Raw genomic sequence first — 19,957 nt, forward strand, 5'->3', positions numbered from 1 at the left:
CTTGTGAAAAAAGATTGCATTTATTTAAATGGTTTAAATTTCTATGCCTACCACGGTCTCTTTCCTGAAGAGACCAAACTTGGCCAGCGTTTCATCGTTGACCTGGCTCTCTACTTGGATCTGAGCCGGGCCGGTCAGACGGACCAAATGACTGATAGTGCCCACTATGGCGAGGTCTATGACAGTGTCAAGCGTGTTGTCGAAGGGGAGCCCTTCAAGCTGATTGAACGTCTGGCCCAAGCCATTGCCGATGAGGTCCTGGCTAGCCAAGCTTTAGTGGACGCCTTGCAGGTCAAGGTCACCAAGCCCGATCCACCGATTCCGGGCCACTACGATTCAGTCGCTGTTGAGATTTACCGTGAACGTCATTAGGAAGGAGAGCAGATATGCCAGTTGAAACCCACCATGCCTATATTGCCCTGGGGTCTAACATTGAGCCGCGCCGGGAGTTTTTGAACCGGGCGATTAAGGCTTTGGACCGGAATGAATCCACCTCTGTTGTCCAAAAGTCCCACATCTATGAAACGGTACCCAAGGGCTATGCCGACCAAGCAGACTTCTTGAATATGGTTCTCGAAGTCGAAACCACCTGCGATCCCTTCGCCTTATTAGGGATTGCCCAGCAGATTGAAGATGATCTCAACCGGGTGCGGACGATTAAGAACGGGCCACGAACTATTGACGTGGACCTGCTTGCTTATGAAGACCAAATTATTGACCATGAAATTTTAGAATTGCCCCATCCTCGCATTCAAGAGCGCGCCTTTGTCCTCTTCCCCATGGCAGAGATTGCAGCGGACTTTGTCTTACCTGGTACGGGTCAGACCATCCAAGCCCTGCGTGATGCCCTGCCTGAAGCTGAAAAGGCGGATGTCCGGATTTACGAATAGCGTGATGCCCAGCGACGAGATGTCCTGGGCTTTTCTTCTAAAATTGGGCGAATGAGCATGCCTTCCGCTTTTGAATTTGATTGTTAAATTTTGAAAGGATCAATATCGTCTGGAAAAAAGTCTTAGCTATGTTTTAGATATGCGACTTTTGACAAGGCTCTCTTTCTAGATTTTCTTGAAGGCTTATACTTTGGTATTTCAATGATTTTATGCTATTGTAAACATAAATCTAGCAAGTTAATTAAAGAGAGAAAAGAGTGATTCAAAATGGCTGAAGAAATCAAGCAAGAAAATGATTTAAATTTTGATGCGCAAGCGATTGAAACAATTGCGAGCCGTGCCGTTCTAGAAGTCGATGGGGTCCTAACTACTCAAGGGAACGCCTTCAATACGGCCTTGTCCCAAGCCGCTAACTTCGCTGACCAAGTTAAAGAAAAAACTCAAGAAAGCTTCTCTGATGACGACCAAGGGGATAAGCAAGAAGGTCAAGATCAAGAAGAAGACAAGGGACATGAAGAAGGGGACCACTACCAAGACGGCGTGAACGCTGAAGTTGGTAATGTGGAAGTTGCCGTGGACCTCGATATTGTCGTGGCTTATGGTAAGGAAATTCCTAAGATCTTCGATGAAATTGTTGAAAATGTCAGCAAACGTATCCATGAAGCAACGGGTTTAGAAGTTGTGGAAGTGAATGTCAATGTTCGCGATATCATGACGGAAGAAGACTATCGCAAGGTTCACTACAAACAATTTCCTGATGACTAATTAGCATGCAATTGAACAAATTCCCTAGAGATCCAGGCGTGTGGATAGCTAGGGAGTTTTTTGTTTGGCTACTTTTTATTGAAGCTTCCATTTGAAAGTTGGCCTGGTTCTACTTGCTAATGGGGACTCCATTTGAAAGTTGGCCCGGTTCTACTTTCTAACGGAGCCCTCATTTGAAAGTTGGCCCGGTTCTACTTGCTAATGGAGCCTTCGTTTGAAAGTTGACCTGATCCTACTTGCTAATGGGGACTCCATTTGAGAGTTGGCTTGATCCTACTTGTTAACGGAGCCTCCGTTTGAAACTTGCTCCAGATCTAAGAATCTTGCTCTCACCCTCCCTAGTCGGGTTCGGTCGTGCAGAAGTGGCTCCTCTTCACCAAAAGCCGCCGAAGACTTTCAGTCTTCTCTGGCTTTTGGCTCCAGAGGCCTATTTCTCCCGCTAGCTTTCACACCCTCCTTAGTCGGGTTCGCAAAGGCAGAAAGGAAGTGACTTCAGCGAAAGGGAACGACCGGCTAGAGCCGCTCTTATCCCTTTCGCCTCCAGTCATTCCTTTCTGAACGCCTTTGCTCTCACCCTCCCTTTTTTTGTGTTTCTTTTGTGGATTTGATAGAATGAGTAGAGATAATTAGGAAGTGAGGGTGTGTTATGGTGGCTTATAATAATGATGATGGTTTGTCTTTTGGCAAGCCTCTGCATGCGATTGATGTGGGGGATACGTTTACCATGACGGAGCGTTTTCGGGAGCGGGATATTCTCCTCTACATGGGGGTAACGAATGATATTAATCCCCGCTATTTGAAGACGGAGGAGGCCCACCAGGTGGTTGATCTGGAGACGGTGATTCCTCCGATTGCCTTGATGGGGGCGATTACGCGGACGGTTTCTATGCATTTCCCGGGGCCGGGGTCCATGTTGGTAGAGATGAATTTCACGATTAATAAGGCTATCCGCCACGATTCGACCATTACCTATCATTTTGAAGTGATCCGGATCGAGGAATGGCGGGGTTACGTGACCATCCATGTCATCGGCAATAATGAAACCACCGGGGAGGACCGGGTCCTGGATGCCATGCTGATGGTTCTTCCGCCCGAAGAAGCCCTGACTGACCAACCCAAAATTATTGATTCGAGTGAATTGAAGCGTGTCGATGGAGGCGATGTAAACAGTGACTAAAAATAATAAATTACTTTTATTTGATGGCTCTTCTTTGGCTTTCCGGGCCTTCTATGCGATTCAAAATTTGGATTCTTTTGTCAATAAGAATGGCTTGCATACCAATGCCCTCTATGCCTTCCATGCCATGCTGAAGACGGTCTTAGATAAGGAAGAACCGACTCATGCCTTGGTGGCTTGGGATGCGGGGAAGACCACCTTCCGGACGGAGATGTATGATGATTACAAGGGCGGCCGGCAGAGTGCACCGGATGAATTCCGGGAGCAGATGCCTTTCTTTAACGTCTTATTAGATGCTTTCGGCCTGGCCCATTATGAACTGGCTAACTATGAAGCTGATGATATTATCGGGACCCTGGCCTTGCAGGCTGATCCAGAGACCTTCGATGTGGTGGTTATTTCGGGTGACCGGGACTTGACCCAGCTGGCCCGCGACAATATCCGCGTGGACATTACCAAGCGCGGGGTGAGCCAACTAGAAGCCTATACACCTGCTTCTATCCAAGATGCCTGGCAGATCACCCCTGAGCAGATTGTGGACATGAAGGGACTCATGGGCGATTCTTCCGATAATTATCCTGGGGTGACCGGTATCGGCGAGAAAACGGCCCTCAAGCTCCTCCACGAATTTGGGTCTATGGAGGGCGTTTACGACAATATTGATAAGGTTTCCGGCAAAAAGCGTAAAGAAAACCTCATCAAGGACAAAGAAGCTGCCTTCCTATCCAAAAAGCTTGCCCGGATCCTGGACGATGCCCCGCTAGAAATTGGCTACGATGACATTAAGAAGCGGGACCTTGACCAAGAAGCCCTAGTTGACTTTTACAAAGAAATGAATTTCAACCGCTTTATGGCCGACCTCTTGGAAGACGCCGATCTTTCGGACCAAGTCCAAGCAGAAGCTCGGGACATTCCTTACCAAGTTTTGATAGAAACTGACCAAGTGACGACTGAGATTTTTCAAGCGGAAGAGATGGCCTTCTATGGTGAAATGTTTGCCAAGAACTACCACCAAGGGGAGATTATTGCCTTCGCTCTGGGGAATTCCGACCAGGTCTATGTCCTGCCCAAGGAAGTGGCCCTGGACTCGTCAGCCTTTAGGGAATGGGCAGAAGATGCTAGTCGCACCAAGCAGGTCTTCGATGCCAAGCGGACCAAGGTGATGTTGGCCCGGGAAGGGATCGACTTCAAAGGGGTGTCAGAAGATGTCCTGATTGCTTCCTACTTGGTCCACGCCAAGGATAATTCCAATGACCTAGCGGAAGCGGCGCGTGAATTCGGAATTGATGACCTGGCCTATGACGAAATGGTCTACGGCAAGGGCAAAAAGCAGGCCGTCCCAGAAGATGAAAGCCAGATGCACGACCACCTGGCTCGGAAGATTGATGTGATCTGCCGGATGGTGCCCCTAGCCAAAGAACGCCTGGCAGCGGACCAGATGACAGAACTCTACCGCGACATGGAATTGCCCCTGGCCCTCGTTCTTGCTAACATGGAGATTCGGGGGATCCGTGTTGAGCGGTCCACCCTGGAAAGCATGCATGAAGCCATCGAAGGCCAGCTGGATGACCTAGAAGCCGCCATCTATCAAGAAGCTGGCCATGAGTTTAATATCAACTCCACCCAACAATTGAGCGATGTCCTCTTCGAGGAAATGGGCTTGCCAGCTGGTAAAAAGACCAAATCCGGCCACTATTCGACGGCCCAATCGGAATTGGAGAAATTACAGGGCAAGGCAGAGATTGTCGACTTGATCTTGGACTACCGCCAGCTGGCTAAGTTGCAATCGACTTATATCGAGGGCATCCAGAACTTTATCCAGGAGGACCACAAAGTCCACACCCGCTTTATCCAGACCCTGACCACTACGGGACGCTTGTCTTCGGCAGACCCTAACCTGCAAAATATTCCGATTCGGACAGAGAACGGTCGGAAGATCCGCCAAGCCTTTGTGCCATCTGAACCCGGTTGGAAGATCTTTTCATCGGACTATTCGCAGATTGAACTCCGGGTCCTCGCCCATATTTCAGGAGACGAGCACCTGCAGAAGGCCTTCAAGGAGAATCGGGATATCCACCGAACCACGGCTAGCCGCGTTCTCGGTATTGACGAGGCAGATGTAACGCCTAACCAGCGTCGGGACGCCAAGGCAGTGAACTTTGGGATTGTCTATGGGATTTCCGACTATGGACTCAGTAAGAACCTCAATATTTCCCGGCCCCAAGCCAAGGCCTTTATTGATTCTTACTTCGATAACTTCCCCAAGGTTAAGGTCTACATGGATGAGATTGTGGAATCTGCCCGCGAGAAGGGTTATGTGGAAACCCTCTTTCACCGCCGCCGCTACCTGCCTGACATTAGGGCACGCAACTTTAACGTGCGGTCCTTCGCCGAACGGACGGCCATGAATACGCCTATCCAGGGGACAGCCGCTGATATTATCAAGCTGGCCATGTTGAAGATGGAGACTGCCTTAGAAGAGGAGGGCCTCCAAGCCAAACTGCTCATCCAAGTCCACGATGAGCTGATCTTCGAAGCACCCGAAGAAGAAATCGCCCGCTTGGAAGAATTGGTCCCTCAAGTGATGGAATCCGCCGTTGAACTGGACGTGCCTCTGATTGTAGATAGTAACTACGGTGATACTTGGTACGATGCCAAATAAGGTGTTTGTTGTTTAATGGGTAATCGTAAGGGCATATAGAAGCATTTGGTGTGCTTAATGCTAATTATTTGATAACAATTTCCTATAAAACAGGAAATATAATTTCAAAACTTTTTAATAACTAGCAGCGAGTATAAAAAATATCTGCTTTGTTATTTGTGAGCAGGAGTGAAGCTTTGAATTTGATCCTTGTATTTTAGAGGGGTAATAAGCGCTAACGCCTATTATCCCTAATTCTATCTAGTTGGGTTCGCAAGAGCAGCTTTGGAGTGCTTTCGCAAGTTGGAAACGTGCAAGCGATGCTTGCCCTTATTCCAACTTACTCCAAGCATCCAAAGCTAAACGCTCTTGCTCACAACCTATAGTCGGGTTCGGGCTAGCAGAAATATCTCCTCTTCACAAATAGCCGCCGAAGACTTTCGGTCTTCTCTGGCTATTTGCTCCAGAGGTCTATTTCTATCGCTAGCCCTCACACCCTTACTTTATGCTTGGCCGCAAATAGCGTTGCGGCCAGGCTTTTCGTTTTCGTATGAAGGGAGGATGAAAGATGCCAGAATTACCTGAAGTGGACCGTGTCCGCCAGGGGTTGGAAGACTTAGTGCTAGGAGCCAGGGTGACCGGGCTTAGCTTAAGCTGGCCCAAGATCATTGACCAGCCCAGCCCTGAAGAATTTGAAACGATTATGCTGGGCCTCCGCCTCGAAGGCTTAGGCCGCCGGGGCAAGTATTTAATCTTTGACTGGGGGGAATGGGCCTGGATTAGCCACTTGCGGATGGAAGGCAAGTGGCTGGTCCTGCCTAGCGACCAGGCCGTGGATAAGCACACTCACCTCGTTCTCCAGCTCGATGATGGCCGCGACTTGCGCTACCATGATGTGCGCAAGTTTGGTCGTATCCGGCTGTTTCCCAAGGCGCAATTGGATGAGGAATTAGCCCGGCTTAACTTGGGACCGGAACCTTGGGATTTGGATGCCGATACTTTTTACCAGCAGCTACAGCGGCGCAAGTTGGCTATTAAATTGGTACTCTTGGACCAACATGTGGTGGCTGGTATCGGCAATATCTATGCTGACGAAATTCTCTACCGGGCCCGCCTCCATCCTGAGCAGCCGGCCAATACGGTGTCTAGGATTAAGTCCAACCGCTTAGTCCATTATGCTGGGAAAGTGATTGAAGAGGCCATGGCCAAGGGTGGGACAACGATTCGGTCCTACACCGATGCCCTAGGTCACAGTGGGGGCTTCCAGCAGACCCTCAATGCTTATGGACGGGCAGGGCTGCCTTGTCCCCGCTGTCAGACCCCGATGAAGAAGATCAAGGTCGGGCAGAGAGGGACCACTTTTTGTCCGCGCTGCCAAGTCTTAAAGAAGGAAAGGAGATAAGATGACATTTCATTTAGGATTAACCGGATCTATTGCGACGGGCAAGAGCTCGGTCAGCAAGCACTTCCAGTCCCTAGGCTATCCCATTGTCGATGCCGACTTGGGCAGCCGGGCCGTGGTGGAACCCGGCCAACCAGGATTGGAAGCTATCCGGGAACATTTTGGGGAGGACTATATCTTTCCCAACCAGACCATTAACCGGAAAAAAATAGGCCAGCTCATTTTTGCGGATGACCGGGCCCGCCAAGAGCTGAACCAGCTGCTCCAACCCCATATCCGCCAGTGGATCATCCAGGAGGCCCAAGCCTATGATGCTGCAGGGCACGAGTTAGTCGTTCTTGACATTCCCTTGCTCTATGAAGAGGGCTACCAGGAAGACTGTGACCAGGTGATGGTGGTCTACTGTTCCGAGTCGGTTCAACTGGAACGCTTGATGGCCCGCGACCAGCTCAGTGAAGGGGAGGCCTTCCAGCGGATTTGTTCCCAGATCTCTATCGAACGCAAGGCGGAGTGGGCGGATATTTTGATCGATAATGGCAGAGACCTGTCCTATACCTACCAACAGCTGGATGCTTGGCTAGGAATCAGCGGTTTTAGGCCAAATCCTGTCGCTGAATAGCTGGGCTTATGCTATAATAGGCATGAAAACGTCCTTCTTGTAAAGAAATAGGTGAGAATCTTATGCAATGCCCAAAATGCCATCATGATAATACCAAAGTGGTGGATAGCCGTCCCACCGAGGAAGGGAGTGCTATCCGCCGTCGCCGGGCTTGTTTGGCCTGCGACTACCGCTTTACCACCTTTGAGCGGGTGGAACAGCCGCCACTACTAGTGATTAAGCGCGACGGTAACCGCCAGGAATTCTCACGTGAGAAATTACTGCGCGGCATGGTCCGGTCTTGTGAGAAGCGACCCGTTGCCTTGGAGGACTTGAAGCGCTTAGTGTCAGAGATTGAGTCTGAGTTGCGGGCCCGGCCCCATGATGAAGTCTCCTCCCAAGATATTGGGGAGATGGTCATGGACCGCCTGCCTGCTATTGATGAAGTGGCCTATATCCGTTATGCGAGTGTCTACCGCCGTTTCGAAGATCCAACTGTCTTCTTAGAAGAGATTGAATCCCTCCGCCAATTGCAACGTAAACAGGTTGAGGGCCAGCAGAACCTCGATTTGGATGGAGACACGGACTAGAAGGGAGTGTTAATTTGGCCTTTATGCCATGGGAAAATTTAGAACCACAGAGCGGCCTTATCATCTACCAGAAAGAATGGCTTTCGGAAAATGATATGGCTGTTTTTCTTCACCTCTACCAGCCCATGCTGGGGGCGGAGAGCGCAGCCCTCTATCAGAGCTTGCGGGCCCAGATTGAAATAGGGGCCTGGCACTCCTCGATTCTCCGTCACTCGGACTTGATGGAGCAATTGGTGATGGGCAAGGAAGAGTATATCCGGGCGAGGCAGCGGCTGGAGGCCCTGGGCTTGGTCCAAGTCTTCCACAACCAGAATCCCGACAAGCAGGTCCAGACCCGCTATGATTTGTTGGCGCCCTTGCCGGCGGATAAATTCTTTACAGATTCACTGATGTCATCCCTACTCATTTATTATGTGGGCGAGGACCGCTTTCACCGCTTGGTTGACCGCTTCTCCTGGCAGCCTTACCAGGCTTTGGAGCAGGCGGACTGGCGGGAAGTGACCGCTTCCTTCCGTGATGTCTACCGCTTGCCCCAGGCTATCTACCCGGTCAGTCAGGAGACAAGGGAACACTTGGTCCGTACCAATGAAGGGGACAAGCATTTTGACCTGGGCCAAAACTCTAAGTTCGATCTCCAGGCCTTCAAGGAACTCCTCCAGGGCAGCTTTGTGGGGGAGAAGGCGCTCACTAAAGAAGTGATCGATATGACCCAGACCCTCCATGAGATTTTTGGCTACGATGAGGTCAGCCTCCAGCGCATGGCCCTAGAAGCTTGTGATATCAAGGAAAATAAGATTGACCTGGACAAGTACCAGGCCATTGCCCTGGCTCAGGCTGAGGCCGATAACAAGGCCCCACTCAAGGAACGCAGCCAAGAATTGCAGGAAGTTCAAGCCCAGGCCCAGGAAGAGGCCCAGAAGCTCTGGAAAGAACAGGGCTTGAGTGATGAGGACCTGGAATTTACAGCAACCCTGCGCAATTATCCCTCAGTGCCTTTTGCCAAGTCGATCAAGGACCAGCAGGGGGGGTTTTTGACCAAGAATGAGACCCAGGCTATTGGAGACATCCTCCAGATGGGCATTCTCAATCCGTCTACTCTTAATGTTATGATTCACTATTACCTAGTGGAAGATGGCAAGGACCGCTTGAGCCGCCCCTTGTTAGAAGCCACGGCAGATGATTGGACCCAGCATAAGGTGGATTCACCCGAAGCCGCCTTGCTCTACCTGCGCGGCCGCCTCGACCATCAAAAACAAGCCAAGATTAAGCGGATGCAGCAGCAACGCCAAGCCCGCTACCAAAAGAAAAATTATCAAAAACGCTCAGGCCGCGAGGAGGTCAAGCCCAAGTGGTTCAAAACTGGTGGAGAAGCGCCCAAGCCAGCTGACCAAACGAACCAACAAACGACGGACCAGTCTCAAAACCTGCGCGACCTAATCGCCCAAAGGCACAAGGAGGATCGTTAAGATGCAAAATATCGGACCAGAAATCAAAAAAATCCTAGAGCAAAAGGATTACAAAGAAAGACTTAAGGAAATTCAAGCAGAGGCCCTCAGCGATCCCGATGTCCAAGCCTTTATCGACCAGCACCAGGACCAGGTGGATGAGCCTATGATCCAGCGCAGTCTGTCCAAGATCTATGAATTCGTCCAAGAAAAGAAGCGAATCCAAGCGGGCTATGAGCCCAAGATCCCTAATTTCCACCCCCAATTGCAGATGAATGTGAACTATATTGATGTCCAATATGTGGCTAATGAGGACTATTTGGCCAAGCAAGCGGAACTCAAGCGCGACCGCCGGATTACCCTGGTGGACCTGCCCAAGTCTCTGCGTGAAGCGAATTTCGACCAATTCGACGTCGACGACCCTGCCCGCCAGGAAGCGGCTAGCCGGGCGCTGACCTTTACTACGGACTATCTCAAGGCCCCCGACCGTTTTCACAAGGGCCTCTATTTCCACGGGGCCTTCGGGGTGGGGAAGACCTTCCTCCTTGCGGCCATTGCCAATGACTTGGCAGACAAGGGGTATGAAACGACGCTAGTCCACTACCCCCAGTTTGCCCAGTCGATCAAGCAGAGCATCGCTAGCAATACTGTTCAGGACAAGCTGGAAGCCCTGCAGAAGGCGCCCCTCCTCATGCTGGATGACATCGGAGCTGAGAGCAATTCCGCCTGGCTTAGGGACGACATCCTTGGAGTTATCCTCCAGTACCGGATGAACGAACAGCTGCCCACCTTCTTTTCTTCTAACTTTAACTTTGAAGAATTGGAGACCCACCTAGCGCGAACTAATTCTGGTGATATCGAACCCGTCAAGGCGGGCCGGATTATGGAACGAATTGCCTTTCTGGCCGAAGAAATCGAAGTTGGTGGACGCAACCGCCGCCATGATTAAGAACATTATTGTATGTTTTAGCTGACAAAAAGTCTCTCAACTAGGCTACATCAAGGGTCTAGTTGAGAGACTTTTAAATTATTTTTTCACTTTACATAGCTGATGACAAATTTAATGTCGGCAGAGCGCTTGATTATGAGCAGGAGTGAAGCGTTGAAGGTGATCGTTAGCCATGAAAAGTAAGCAATTTGAATTAGGGCTCGTAGACTTTAGTCGTACGAGCCCTTTGAAAATTGTTAGGTGAGAAGAAGGTAGCAACGCTGCTGACGCAGCCTTGAACTTCATCTCTAAGTCGCTTCGCTCCAAGAGCTGAAGCTGCTCGAGCCGGTGCTATGCTTTAGCCGTTGGAGCTTTAGCGACTTACGGATAAAGTACAAGACGGCTTCAGCCGTGTTGATCATCTGAACATTTAACGATCAACTTCGGAAGCGTAACGGATGCTCACAAATGCAATTTGTTTTAGAGAGTTTTATTTGAGGGACAGCTAGGATTTTTTCTGGATTAAAAGTCATATAATTTGCATTCGAGGGAAATAAAGGCTAATCTAAAGGTATAAGAGATACTTGTTATTTTTTAAATTGAATATGAATAGGGGGGAGCCTTCCTATGAACGGATTTGTTAAATTCATCCAAGTTCTAGGTGCTTTAATTGCAATCTTAGCCTTGCTTGCAGCTATTGCTGTGCTGTATCCGATTCCTTACTTGACGGAATTTGTTGCCTATTATGTCTTAGGCATTCCGGAAGTCAGCACCACGGTTGCTATTGTCTTGGCTATAGTAGCTGCAATTGCGCTCATCTTCCTGCTCTATGCTTGCTTTGCCACCTCGAAGAAGGCCTGGTTGCAAGTGGACACTGAGCATGGTGAGGTTAGGGTTGACCACACAGTAGCAGAAGCAGCTGCGACACATGCTGCGCGCTCAGTTGATGCGGTCAAGCACCCACAAGCTGAAGCTAAGATGGGCAATCATCCAGGGGACACCAAGCTGGAAGTTACCGTAGATGTTAGCCAAGACGCACCCGTTGCGACCATTGCTAAAGCTGTCCAAGAACAGGTGGAAGCAGCAGTTAGCCGTAAACTCGGTGGCAAGCCAGGGTCCGTCAATGTTAAAGTTAACCAAATTGATACCCGCGCGGCTCAAGCTCAAGCAGCTCAGAATGCACCACGCGTGAGATAGTTAAAGGAGGAGGCCTTGCAATGAAACAACCACCAGAGTCATGGTATGCCTATAGATGGCGTATTATCTGTACCGCTGCAGCTTTCTTATTTACTGTCATCAGTTTGGCAAGCAATATTGGGACCGCTATTTTGGTGGCCGTCCTTGCGGTAGCTGGTTTTTACGCTGGTAAATATTTTGACAAGAATTTATAAAAATTCGAAGGCATATTATTTGAAATAATTTGAGAAATCAGTATGATTAGAGTACAAGCAATTGTAATAAAATTTTTGGAGGATGATAATCATGGCAGAACAAAAAGCTAATGAACAAAACCAAGTACAACACGAAAATGAATTAACTTTCGCTGACAAAGTTCTCGAAAAAATCGCGAACTATTCAGTACAAGGCGTTGAAGGAATCCTTGAATTACAAGGTGGCTTCACTTCTGGTATTAAAGGCTTCTTCTCAGGCTCTGGCGAAGACGAAACAAGAGGCGTTAGCGCTGAAGTAGGTAAAAAAGAAGTTGCTTTAGACTTAGAAGTTATTGCTGAATACGGCAAGGACATTCCTGCTGCTTTCGAATCAGCAATCAAGAAAATTACTGAAAATGTTGACAAGATGACTGGCTTAAAAGTTGTTGAAGTTAACATGAACGTTAACGACGTTGTAACTCGCGGTGAATGGGAACGTAAACAAAACGAAGACCAACGTAAAGCTGCTGAAGAACGTCGTCGTGCACACGAAGACGGTGAATACTCAGACGGTTCACGCGTTCAATAATTCGTTAAACACCAGCAAAGCTTGGGCTCCTTGCCCAGGCTTTTTATTTTGATCTTTATAACGTTGTGCAGTGATCCTCCGTTTCGCTTTTGAATTTAATCGTTATAGAGTCATGGCTAACGATCAAATTCAAAGCTCCACTCCAGCTCACAAACGAACTGTTATAAAAATTATTGTTTAATTACTGGTGTTTAGTACCTTCTTAGCCGGAAGTTCAAGGAAAAAAGGAGGTAAGTTCAGGCAAGTAGAATCTTTGGCAAAGGATCTATCGGATTGAGCCCAGGTCCTTCACCTAGCGGCCGTCAACTTTGGGGCTTAGGAATGAATTTATTAAATAGCTGTTTGAGTTTGCGCACAGAACAGCTGAATGCAAATGGCACGCTTGAGTTTGCGCTCAGAACTGTTGAATGCAAATGGCACTTTTGAGTTTGCGCTCGGAACAGCTGAATGCAAATTGCACTCTTCAGTTTGTCCTCAGAACAGCTGAATGCAAATTCCAGCTTCCGACTTGCCCTCAAAGCTCCTGAATACAGATGGCGTCCTTCAGTTTGTCCTCAAAGCCTCCCAAGGCAAAAGGCTAGCTGATAGATGCAGGGTGAGCTCCAGTCAGCTTTTTTGAAAAGCTTGACTTGCTTTTTCATCTGAATAGTGCTTTAATAGGGTTAGACTAGTTAAGCGCCAGTGATGGAGACAAAGTTTTTGTTTGAATGCTAGAGACGGATTGTTTGGTGGAAGATCCGCAAACAGAGATGGCGACCACTCCGGAGGCTTTCAATGATTGAAGTTGAACGGTGAACCCCGATATCGGTCATGAACGAGTGCCTAAATAGGCAAAAATTGGGTGGAACCACGTATTGATTAAGATCACGTCCCTAATTGAAGGAAACTTCAGTTAGGGCTTTTTTATTTTTTAAGGAGGATAACCATGCAAATTACATTCCCAGATGGTGCGGTGAAAGAATTCAACGCAGGCGTTACGGGCCGCGAAGTAGCCAAATCTATTTCCAACAGCTTGGCTAAACGCGTTTTGGCTTATAAATTAGATGGTCAGTTGAAGGGCCTAGATGATCCCATCGAAGAGGCTGGGGCGATTGAATTGATCGATCCTAAGTCCAATGAAGAGGAAGCCTTGGAAATCTTGCGCCACTCCAGCGCCCACTTATTAGCCCAAGCCCTGCGCCGGATCTATCCAAACATCCACTTCGGTGTAGGTCCTGCTATTGAGAATGGTTTCTACTATGACACCGACAATGGGGAAGGCCAACAAGTCAAGGAAGAAGACCTGCCAGCCATCCAAGCAGAAATGGAAAAGATTGTCCAAGAAGACTTCCCAATCGAAGGCCGCGAAGTGAGCCGGGAAGAAGCCAAGGAAATCTTCAAGGAAGACCCTTACAAGCTTGAATTAATCCACGACCTTCCTGAAGATGAGAAGATTACCATCTACAGCCAAGGGGAATTTACCGACCTCTGCCGCGGCGGCCACGTGCCATCAACCGGCTATATCAAGCACTTCCAATTGTTATCATTAGCCGGCGCTTACTGGCGCGGAGACTCTGACCGTCCAATGATGCAACGGGTTTATGGGACGGCCTACTTCAATGAAAAAGATCTGAAAGCTGACCTCAAACGTCGGGAAGAAGCCAAGGAACGCGACCATCGGAAACTAGGTAAGGAATTAGACCTCTTCTTAGTCTCCCCTGAAGTGGGTCAAGGCCTACCTTTCTGGTTACCTGAAGGGGCAACTATCCGCCGTATTCTCGAACGCTACATTGTGGACAAGGAAGTGGCTCAAGGCTACGAACATGTTTATACGCCAATCATGGCCAATGTCGACCTCTACAAGAAGTCAGGTCACTGGGACCACTACCGTGATGACATGTTCCCACCAATGGATATGGGCGACGGCGAACAATTAGTGCTCCGCCCAATGAACTGCCCCCACCACATGGAAGTTTACCAAAACCATATCCACTCCTACCGCGAACTCCCTATCCGGATCGCAGAACTTGGGATGATGCACCGCTATGAAAAATCCGGGTCTCTATCTGGGCTCCAACGTGTCCGTGAAATGACCTTGAACGACGCCCACATCTTTGTTCGTCCAGACCAAATCAAGGATGAATTCACCCGCGTCCTCAAGCTCATCCGTGAAGTTTACGAAGACTTCCACATCACCGACTACCGCTTCCGTCTGTCCTACCGCGACCCTAACGACACCGATAAATACTTCGATGACGATGAAATGTGGGAAAAGGCACAGACTATGTTGAAGGAAGCGATGGATGACTTAGGCTTAGACTACTTCGAAGCAGAAGGGGAAGCAGCCTTCTACGGGCCTAAACTAGACGTTCAAACCAAGACCGCCCTAGGGACAGAAGAAACCCTGTCAACGGTTCAATTGGACTTCCTCTTACCTGAACGCTTCAACATCACTTATGTGGGTGAAGACGGACAAAATACCCACCGTCCCGTTGTTATCCACCGGGGTGTCATCTCAACCATGGAACGCTTCGTTGCCTACCTGATCGAAGAATACAAGGGGGCCTTCCCAACTTGGTTAGCGCCAACCCAAGCTGTTCTGATCCCAGTTAACGAAGATGCCCACGCTGACTATGTCTACAAGATTGCTGACCAAATGAAGGCAAAAGGCTTCCGCGTGAAGGTTGATGACCGCAATGAAAAAATGGGCTACAAGATCCGTGAAGCCCAAACCCATAAGATTCCATTCCAACTTGTCTTTGGGGACAAGGAAATTGAAGAAGGTTCGGTAACGGTCCGCCGCTACGGCTCGAAGAAGACTGAAAGCCAAGACTTCCAAGAATTCTTCGCCAGCTTGCAAGAAGCTGTTGAAAACCACGAATAATTGAATCACTTTAAGCCCAGCTGTTTTTGGCTGGGCTTTTTTCTGAAATTCTTTAATAAATCGCGCTGGTGAGCATGCGTTGCGCTGTTGAATTTGGTCCTTGAAGAGCCATGGCACCGGCTCGAGCCTCGGTCTCTCGCCTAGCAAGAGTCAAACGGATCGTACGGCTTACACCTACGATCCGTAATTCCCTTTGATTGCTTTTCATGGCTAAGGACCAACTTCAACGCTCCACTCCTGCTCACGATTGAATTGCTGCCAAATCAAAAAAATGGGTATTTAATAAGTATTGAATAAAAAGATGGTGCTAATAAGCATGCGTTCCGTCTTGAGTTTGATCGTTAAATATTCAGGGGATCAACACGGTTGAAGCCGTCTTGTACTTTATCCGTAAGTCGCTAGCGCTCCAACGGCTAAAGCATAGCACCGTCTCGAGCAGCTTCAGCTCTTGGAGCGAAGCGACTTAGATTAAGCAGAAATTCATGAAGAAAGCGCTCATATGCGTTATAATAGACGGTGTATGATAGAGAAGGAGGCGGCGAATTTGACGAGTAATTGGCAGGTTTTAGAATCACAAGGACAGCTGTCCCAGGCTGAGCTTTTAGAGGCGGCTTTGGATGAGGCTGATGCGATCTTAGTGGGAGTAGGTGCTGGCATGGGGGCCGCGGATGGCTTCGCTTATGTGGGGCCGCGCTTCCAGGATGCCTTTCCGGATTTTATTGCCAAGTACGGTTGGCTGGATATGTTCCAGGCTTCGGTCTTTCCCTTTGCCAACGAGGCGGAGTCCTGGGCCTTCTTCAGCCGTTTTGTCAAGCTGAATTATTTGGACCAGGGGCTAGGGGCATCTTATGTCCGTCTGCGTCAGGCCTTGGAGGGGCGCAATTACCACATCATTACTTCCAACGCGGATAATGCTTTCGAGAAGGCGGACTATGACCCGGACAAGGTCTTCGACGTCCAGGGCAAGTATATCCTCATGCAGTGCATGTATGGTTGCCATCCCAAGCGCTACCGGATCGATGATTTGGTAGTGGAAATGGTGGATCGTCAAGAAAACATGAGGGTGCCAGCTGACCTGATTCCCCGGTGCCCAGAATGCGGCCAGCGGATGGAATTAAACCGGCGCAACCACTGGGATTGGATGGTGGAAGACCAGGCCTTCAAGGAAGAAAAAGCCCGCTATGACAGCTTCCTAGCCCGCAATCAGGATAAAAAGATCCTGCTCCTCGAGATGGGTTGCGGCTATATGGCGCCCCAGGTCATTAAACATCCCTTCCAAGCCATGACTGAGGCCTTCCCCCAGGCCCTTTATCTAACGGTCAACCTAAAGGACTATCGGATTCCGCCAGCTATCCGGCCTCAAACGATTTGGCTGGAAGCGGATATCCGCCAACTTTTGGAAGACCTTGAGAATTTAGACGAAAGAAGTGATCGATAAGATGTATATTATTGAAATGAAACGCGACGGCGAGTGGATCTATAATGGTGCGGTAGCCATGGCCATGCAGGTCTACGCCCAGAACCACATTTTCTTGGACGAACCCATTCTTTTTCCATATATGACCGATCCTTTTGTTCAGATTGGTCGCTACCAGAACGCCATGGAAGAAGTGAATATGGACTATGTGGAGGCGAATGATATTCAGATGGTTCGCCGGGATACGGGCGGCGGCACGGTTTACCTGGACCGGGGTGAGATTAATATCTGCTTTTTGATGGACAGCCAGGACACCAATGCCTTCTCCAATTTCGATAAGATGTACCAGCCCGTGATGCAGATCCTTCGTGAGATCGGGGTTGACCAGGTCGAGAAGAGTGGGCGTAACGACTTGATGGTGGACGGCAAGAAGGTTTCCGGGGCCGCTATGACCATGAAGAATGGCCGGGTCTACGGGGGCTATTCCTTGCTCTTCGACGTGGATATGGACAACATGGTCAATGCCCTCCGTCCTAACCAGAAAAAAATCGAGTCGAAAGGGATCAAGTCTGTGCGCAGCCGGGTCGGGAACTTGCGCGACTATGTGGACCCTGAATACAAGGACCTGACTAGTGAAGAATTCCTAGAACTCATCCTAGTGAAGACAGCGGGCGTCGAATCCTATGACCAGATCAAAAAATACCAACTAACCGATGAAGACTGGGCAGCCATCGACCAAATGATGGAAGAAAAATATGCCAACTGGGATTGGATCTTTGGTGCCTCTCCACGCTTCGAATACAACCGCAATGAACACTTCAAGGGGGGTACCTTCGACATTAGCCTGGCCATCGAACAAGGCCGGATCAAGGACTGCAAGATCTACGGCGACTTCTTCGGCAGCCAACCCATCTCGGATATTGAATCGGCCCTGGTTGGCACCCCACTCCGCCGCCAAGACCTCCTCGACCAGCTCAAGCAATTTGACCTCAGCCAATACTTCGGAACCATCACAGCAGATGAGATTGTGGGCTTGATTTTGGAGCAGTAAGAGAAGTTAAATCGCGGAGGTGAGCATCCGTTCCGCTTTGAAATTGATCATTAAATTTCAGAGGGTCAAGAACGGCTTTCGCCGTTTTGTACTTTATCCGTAAGTCGCTAGCGCTCCAACGGCTAAAGCAGCACCGGGGCGAGCCAAGGTCTCTCGCCTAGCGAGATTCAAAATTAGAGTGCGACAAAAGTCGTTAAGCTCTGAACCACTGGAATAAAGGATGGAAGAGCCTTGAAGAGGCTCGGCCAACCTTTGTGAAGTGGAGTCAGAGCTGACTTTTGGAGCAGGTTTTGGCTTGTACGGCTTACGCCGACTAGCCGTAATTCACATCTAGTCGGGTTCGGTCTGGCAGCTTTCGTGTCACTTCACAAGTCTCCGCCGCAGTCTTGCAGACTACTCTGGCGACTTGCTCCAGTGAACGAAAGCTAACCGCCAGCCCTCTCACCCTGAAACTTGCTTGGTCACGGCTAAGGGCCAACTTCAACGCTTCACTCCTGCTCACAATTAATCTGCTTAGCTGCTCTTATGGAAGTGTTGATAGCTGTTGATATAAATAACTGCAAATTAAAAAGCACGATGCCTTGTTTTGGCAGCCGTGCTTTTAAAAATGCTTGTATGAAACGGATGCTCAATCATACGATTGAAGAAATAATTTTATAAATTTACGCCCAATCACAGGCCGCTTGGTGGGGGTTGAAGGCGCCGATGGCTTCGAGGAAGGCGGTCATGGTGGCGGGGCCGATGTAGGTGAAGCCGTCCTTCTTCATCGCCTTGAGGATTTTTTGGCTCATTGCGTCATTGGAGTCGCTTTGCTTCTTGGTGTCATCGATCAGGTCCCAGAGATAATCAGCGAAAGTTTCCCCCTCCGCCAAACGGTCAACCAAGACTTGGGCATTGTGGATAATGGCCTGGATCTTGCGCCGGTTGCGGATAAGTCGGCTGTCTTGGAGGAGCCCTTGGTACTTGTAGCGGTCATAGCGGGCGATCTTTCGGTAGTCGAACTGGTCGTAGGCTGAATCGAAGTCCTCAGCTTTCTTAAGGACGGTTTCCCAGGACAGGCCACCTTGCATGATTTCCAGGCTTAGGGCTTTGAAGAGGGCCTGGTCATCAGTGGTCGGTCTGCCCCAAATCTGGTCGTGGTAGGCAATAAGTTCGGGCGTCGTGGCCCAGCTGCAACGTGCTGTCATCTGTTTGCGTCATCCTTTCCATTTGCTTTACTACCATTATAGCATGCTTGTTCAGGAATGATGGGGAAGAACTATCAGTCGGGAGAGGCTTTCATTTCTCAAAGGACAAGGAATGTGTTAGACTAAGACCATAAAACTTATAAAAAGTAAGCAGATAGGAGTGTTCGTATGCACAAATTTAAAACAGCAGTCCTTGCCGTCTTGGCTCTCTTGACTCTGGGAGCTTGCGGTTCTAACCAGGCCTCACAGAATGAGGCAGCTGCCGAGGATAGCCAGGATATCCGTCTCGCCACCTCGCCGGGCCCCTATAGCGATCTTTTCCTTGATGTGGTAAAACCAATTCTCGAAGAAGATGGCTACAAGGTCGAAACCGTCGAATTCACCGACCTGCGTGAAGCAGACGTGGCCCTCGAAGAGAAGGCAGCTGACCTCAATATCGAGCAGCACACCCTCTACATGGAGAACTTCAACGAGGAAAAAGATGCCCACCTGACCAATATCCAACCCTTGCCGACCGTTCCTATGGCCATCTTCCCAGGCCAAAAGGATAGCTTCGACAGCCTAGAAGCCGGCGATCAAATCGGGGTGCCGGACGATCCATCCAACCTGTCCCGCGACTTGCTCTTACTGGAAAAAGAAGGACTGATTACCCTCGACCCTAATGCAGACAAGGCCAACTTGAATGTGGAGCACATTACTGAAAATCCTAAGAACTTAAAGATTGAAGTTATTAGCTCTCCTAACTTGGCCCGAACCACACCGGACCTGGCCCTAGCTGCCATCCCAGGTTCGCGCGCCTTCGATGCCGGCATTGACTTCCAGACCGCCCTGGCCTATGAAGACGTGGCACCAGAATTCATGCTTCAATTGGTTGTGCGTGAAGAAGACAAGGATAAGGACTGGGTCAAGGCCGTTTCCAAAGCCTACAAGTCCGACCAAGTCAAAGATGCCGTTGAAAAAATCAACCAAGAATCCAGTCAAGCTTACTGGATCTTACCGGAATAGTAGACTTAGAGACTATGTTCCAAAGGTCGGGCAGACCTG

Annotated in this window: 18 protein-coding genes; 17 read left to right on the plus strand and 1 reads right to left on the minus strand. The window is 49.3% G+C overall.

Annotated elements, in window-relative coordinates; genetic code table 11:
- Positions 1-3: 3 nt before the first annotated feature.
- The 16 genes from folB to lplA all read left to right on the plus strand — a co-directional run bounded on the left by folB (position 4) and on the right by lplA (position 17,726).
- Positions 4-372: a dihydroneopterin aldolase gene (gene folB / locus AWM72_RS06850; protein WP_067975268.1), complete on the plus strand. Its 369-nt coding sequence runs from the start codon at positions 4-6 to the stop codon at positions 370-372.
- Between the two features lie 14 nt (positions 373-386).
- Positions 387-890, plus strand: coding sequence for a 2-amino-4-hydroxy-6-hydroxymethyldihydropteridine diphosphokinase (gene folK, locus AWM72_RS06855; protein WP_067975271.1), 504 nt, complete (start codon positions 387-389; stop codon positions 888-890).
- A gap of 267 nt (positions 891-1,157) precedes the next feature.
- Complete coding sequence (locus AWM72_RS06860) at positions 1,158-1,655, plus strand: Asp23/Gls24 family envelope stress response protein (protein ID WP_067975274.1); 498 nt, start codon at positions 1,158-1,160, stop codon at positions 1,653-1,655.
- 646 nt (positions 1,656-2,301) lie between these two features.
- Positions 2,302-2,832 (plus strand): hotdog family protein, encoded by a 531-nt coding sequence (locus tag AWM72_RS06865; protein WP_067975277.1) that lies wholly within the window; start codon positions 2,302-2,304, stop codon positions 2,830-2,832.
- Positions 2,825-5,494, plus strand: a complete 2,670-nt coding sequence (gene polA / locus AWM72_RS06870; RefSeq protein ID WP_067975280.1) for a DNA polymerase I — start codon at positions 2,825-2,827, stop codon at positions 5,492-5,494. The genes AWM72_RS06865 and polA overlap by 8 nt, the downstream gene beginning before the upstream one ends.
- A gap of 547 nt (positions 5,495-6,041) precedes the next feature.
- Complete coding sequence (gene mutM / locus AWM72_RS06875) at positions 6,042-6,875, plus strand: bifunctional DNA-formamidopyrimidine glycosylase/DNA-(apurinic or apyrimidinic site) lyase (protein WP_067975283.1); 834 nt, start codon at positions 6,042-6,044, stop codon at positions 6,873-6,875.
- 1 nt (position 6,876) lies between these two features.
- Positions 6,877-7,494, plus strand: coding sequence for a dephospho-CoA kinase (coaE, locus tag AWM72_RS06880; RefSeq protein ID WP_067975285.1), 618 nt, complete (start codon positions 6,877-6,879; stop codon positions 7,492-7,494).
- A gap of 62 nt (positions 7,495-7,556) precedes the next feature.
- Entirely contained in the window at positions 7,557-8,063 is a 507-nt protein-coding gene (gene nrdR / locus AWM72_RS06885) for a transcriptional regulator NrdR (protein WP_067975287.1), read from the plus strand.
- Between the two features lie 23 nt (positions 8,064-8,086).
- Positions 8,087-9,529: a DnaD domain protein gene (locus AWM72_RS06890; protein ID WP_233419254.1), complete on the plus strand. Its 1,443-nt coding sequence runs from the start codon at positions 8,087-8,089 to the stop codon at positions 9,527-9,529.
- Position 9,530: 1 nt separating this feature from the next.
- A complete protein-coding gene (gene dnaI / locus AWM72_RS06895) occupies positions 9,531-10,457 on the plus strand; it encodes a primosomal protein DnaI (RefSeq protein WP_067975294.1) in 927 nt (308 codons plus the stop codon).
- Between the two features lie 606 nt (positions 10,458-11,063).
- Positions 11,064-11,633: an alkaline shock response membrane anchor protein AmaP gene (amaP, locus tag AWM72_RS06900; protein ID WP_067975298.1), complete on the plus strand. Its 570-nt coding sequence runs from the start codon at positions 11,064-11,066 to the stop codon at positions 11,631-11,633.
- Between the two features lie 20 nt (positions 11,634-11,653).
- Positions 11,654-11,827, plus strand: coding sequence for a DUF2273 domain-containing protein (locus tag AWM72_RS09235; RefSeq protein ID WP_083272369.1), 174 nt, complete (start codon positions 11,654-11,656; stop codon positions 11,825-11,827).
- A 91-nt stretch (positions 11,828-11,918) separates the two neighbouring features.
- Positions 11,919-12,395, plus strand: a complete 477-nt coding sequence (locus AWM72_RS06905; RefSeq protein ID WP_067975301.1) for an Asp23/Gls24 family envelope stress response protein — start codon at positions 11,919-11,921, stop codon at positions 12,393-12,395.
- A 925-nt stretch (positions 12,396-13,320) separates the two neighbouring features.
- On the plus strand, positions 13,321-15,258 hold the full coding sequence (gene thrS / locus AWM72_RS06910; RefSeq protein ID WP_067975305.1) for a threonine--tRNA ligase: 1,938 nt from the start codon (positions 13,321-13,323) through the stop codon (positions 15,256-15,258).
- Between the two features lie 544 nt (positions 15,259-15,802).
- Positions 15,803-16,696 carry an SIR2 family NAD-dependent protein deacylase gene (locus tag AWM72_RS06915; RefSeq protein WP_101603546.1) on the plus strand — a complete coding sequence of 298 codons (894 nt, stop codon included), beginning with the start codon at positions 15,803-15,805 and terminating at the stop codon, positions 16,694-16,696.
- Between the two features lies 1 nt (position 16,697).
- Positions 16,698-17,726 carry a lipoate--protein ligase gene (lplA, locus tag AWM72_RS06920; RefSeq protein WP_067975309.1) on the plus strand — a complete coding sequence of 343 codons (1,029 nt, stop codon included), beginning with the start codon at positions 16,698-16,700 and terminating at the stop codon, positions 17,724-17,726.
- 662 nt (positions 17,727-18,388) lie between these two features.
- On the opposite strand, the gene AWM72_RS06925 is transcribed toward lplA, so the two are convergent.
- A complete protein-coding gene (locus AWM72_RS06925) occupies positions 18,389-18,913 on the minus strand; it encodes a DNA-3-methyladenine glycosylase I (RefSeq protein WP_067975312.1) in 525 nt (174 codons plus the stop codon).
- 168 nt (positions 18,914-19,081) lie between these two features.
- Here AWM72_RS06925 and AWM72_RS06930 point away from each other — a divergent pair, with 168 nt between their 5' ends.
- On the plus strand, positions 19,082-19,918 hold the full coding sequence (locus AWM72_RS06930; protein WP_067975315.1) for a MetQ/NlpA family ABC transporter substrate-binding protein: 837 nt from the start codon (positions 19,082-19,084) through the stop codon (positions 19,916-19,918).
- Positions 19,919-19,957: the final 39 nt, after the last annotated feature.

Origin of the sequence: Aerococcus sanguinicola, assembly GCF_001543145.1 — a bacterium.
Lineage (GTDB): Bacteria > Bacillota > Bacilli > Lactobacillales > Aerococcaceae > Aerococcus > Aerococcus sanguinicola.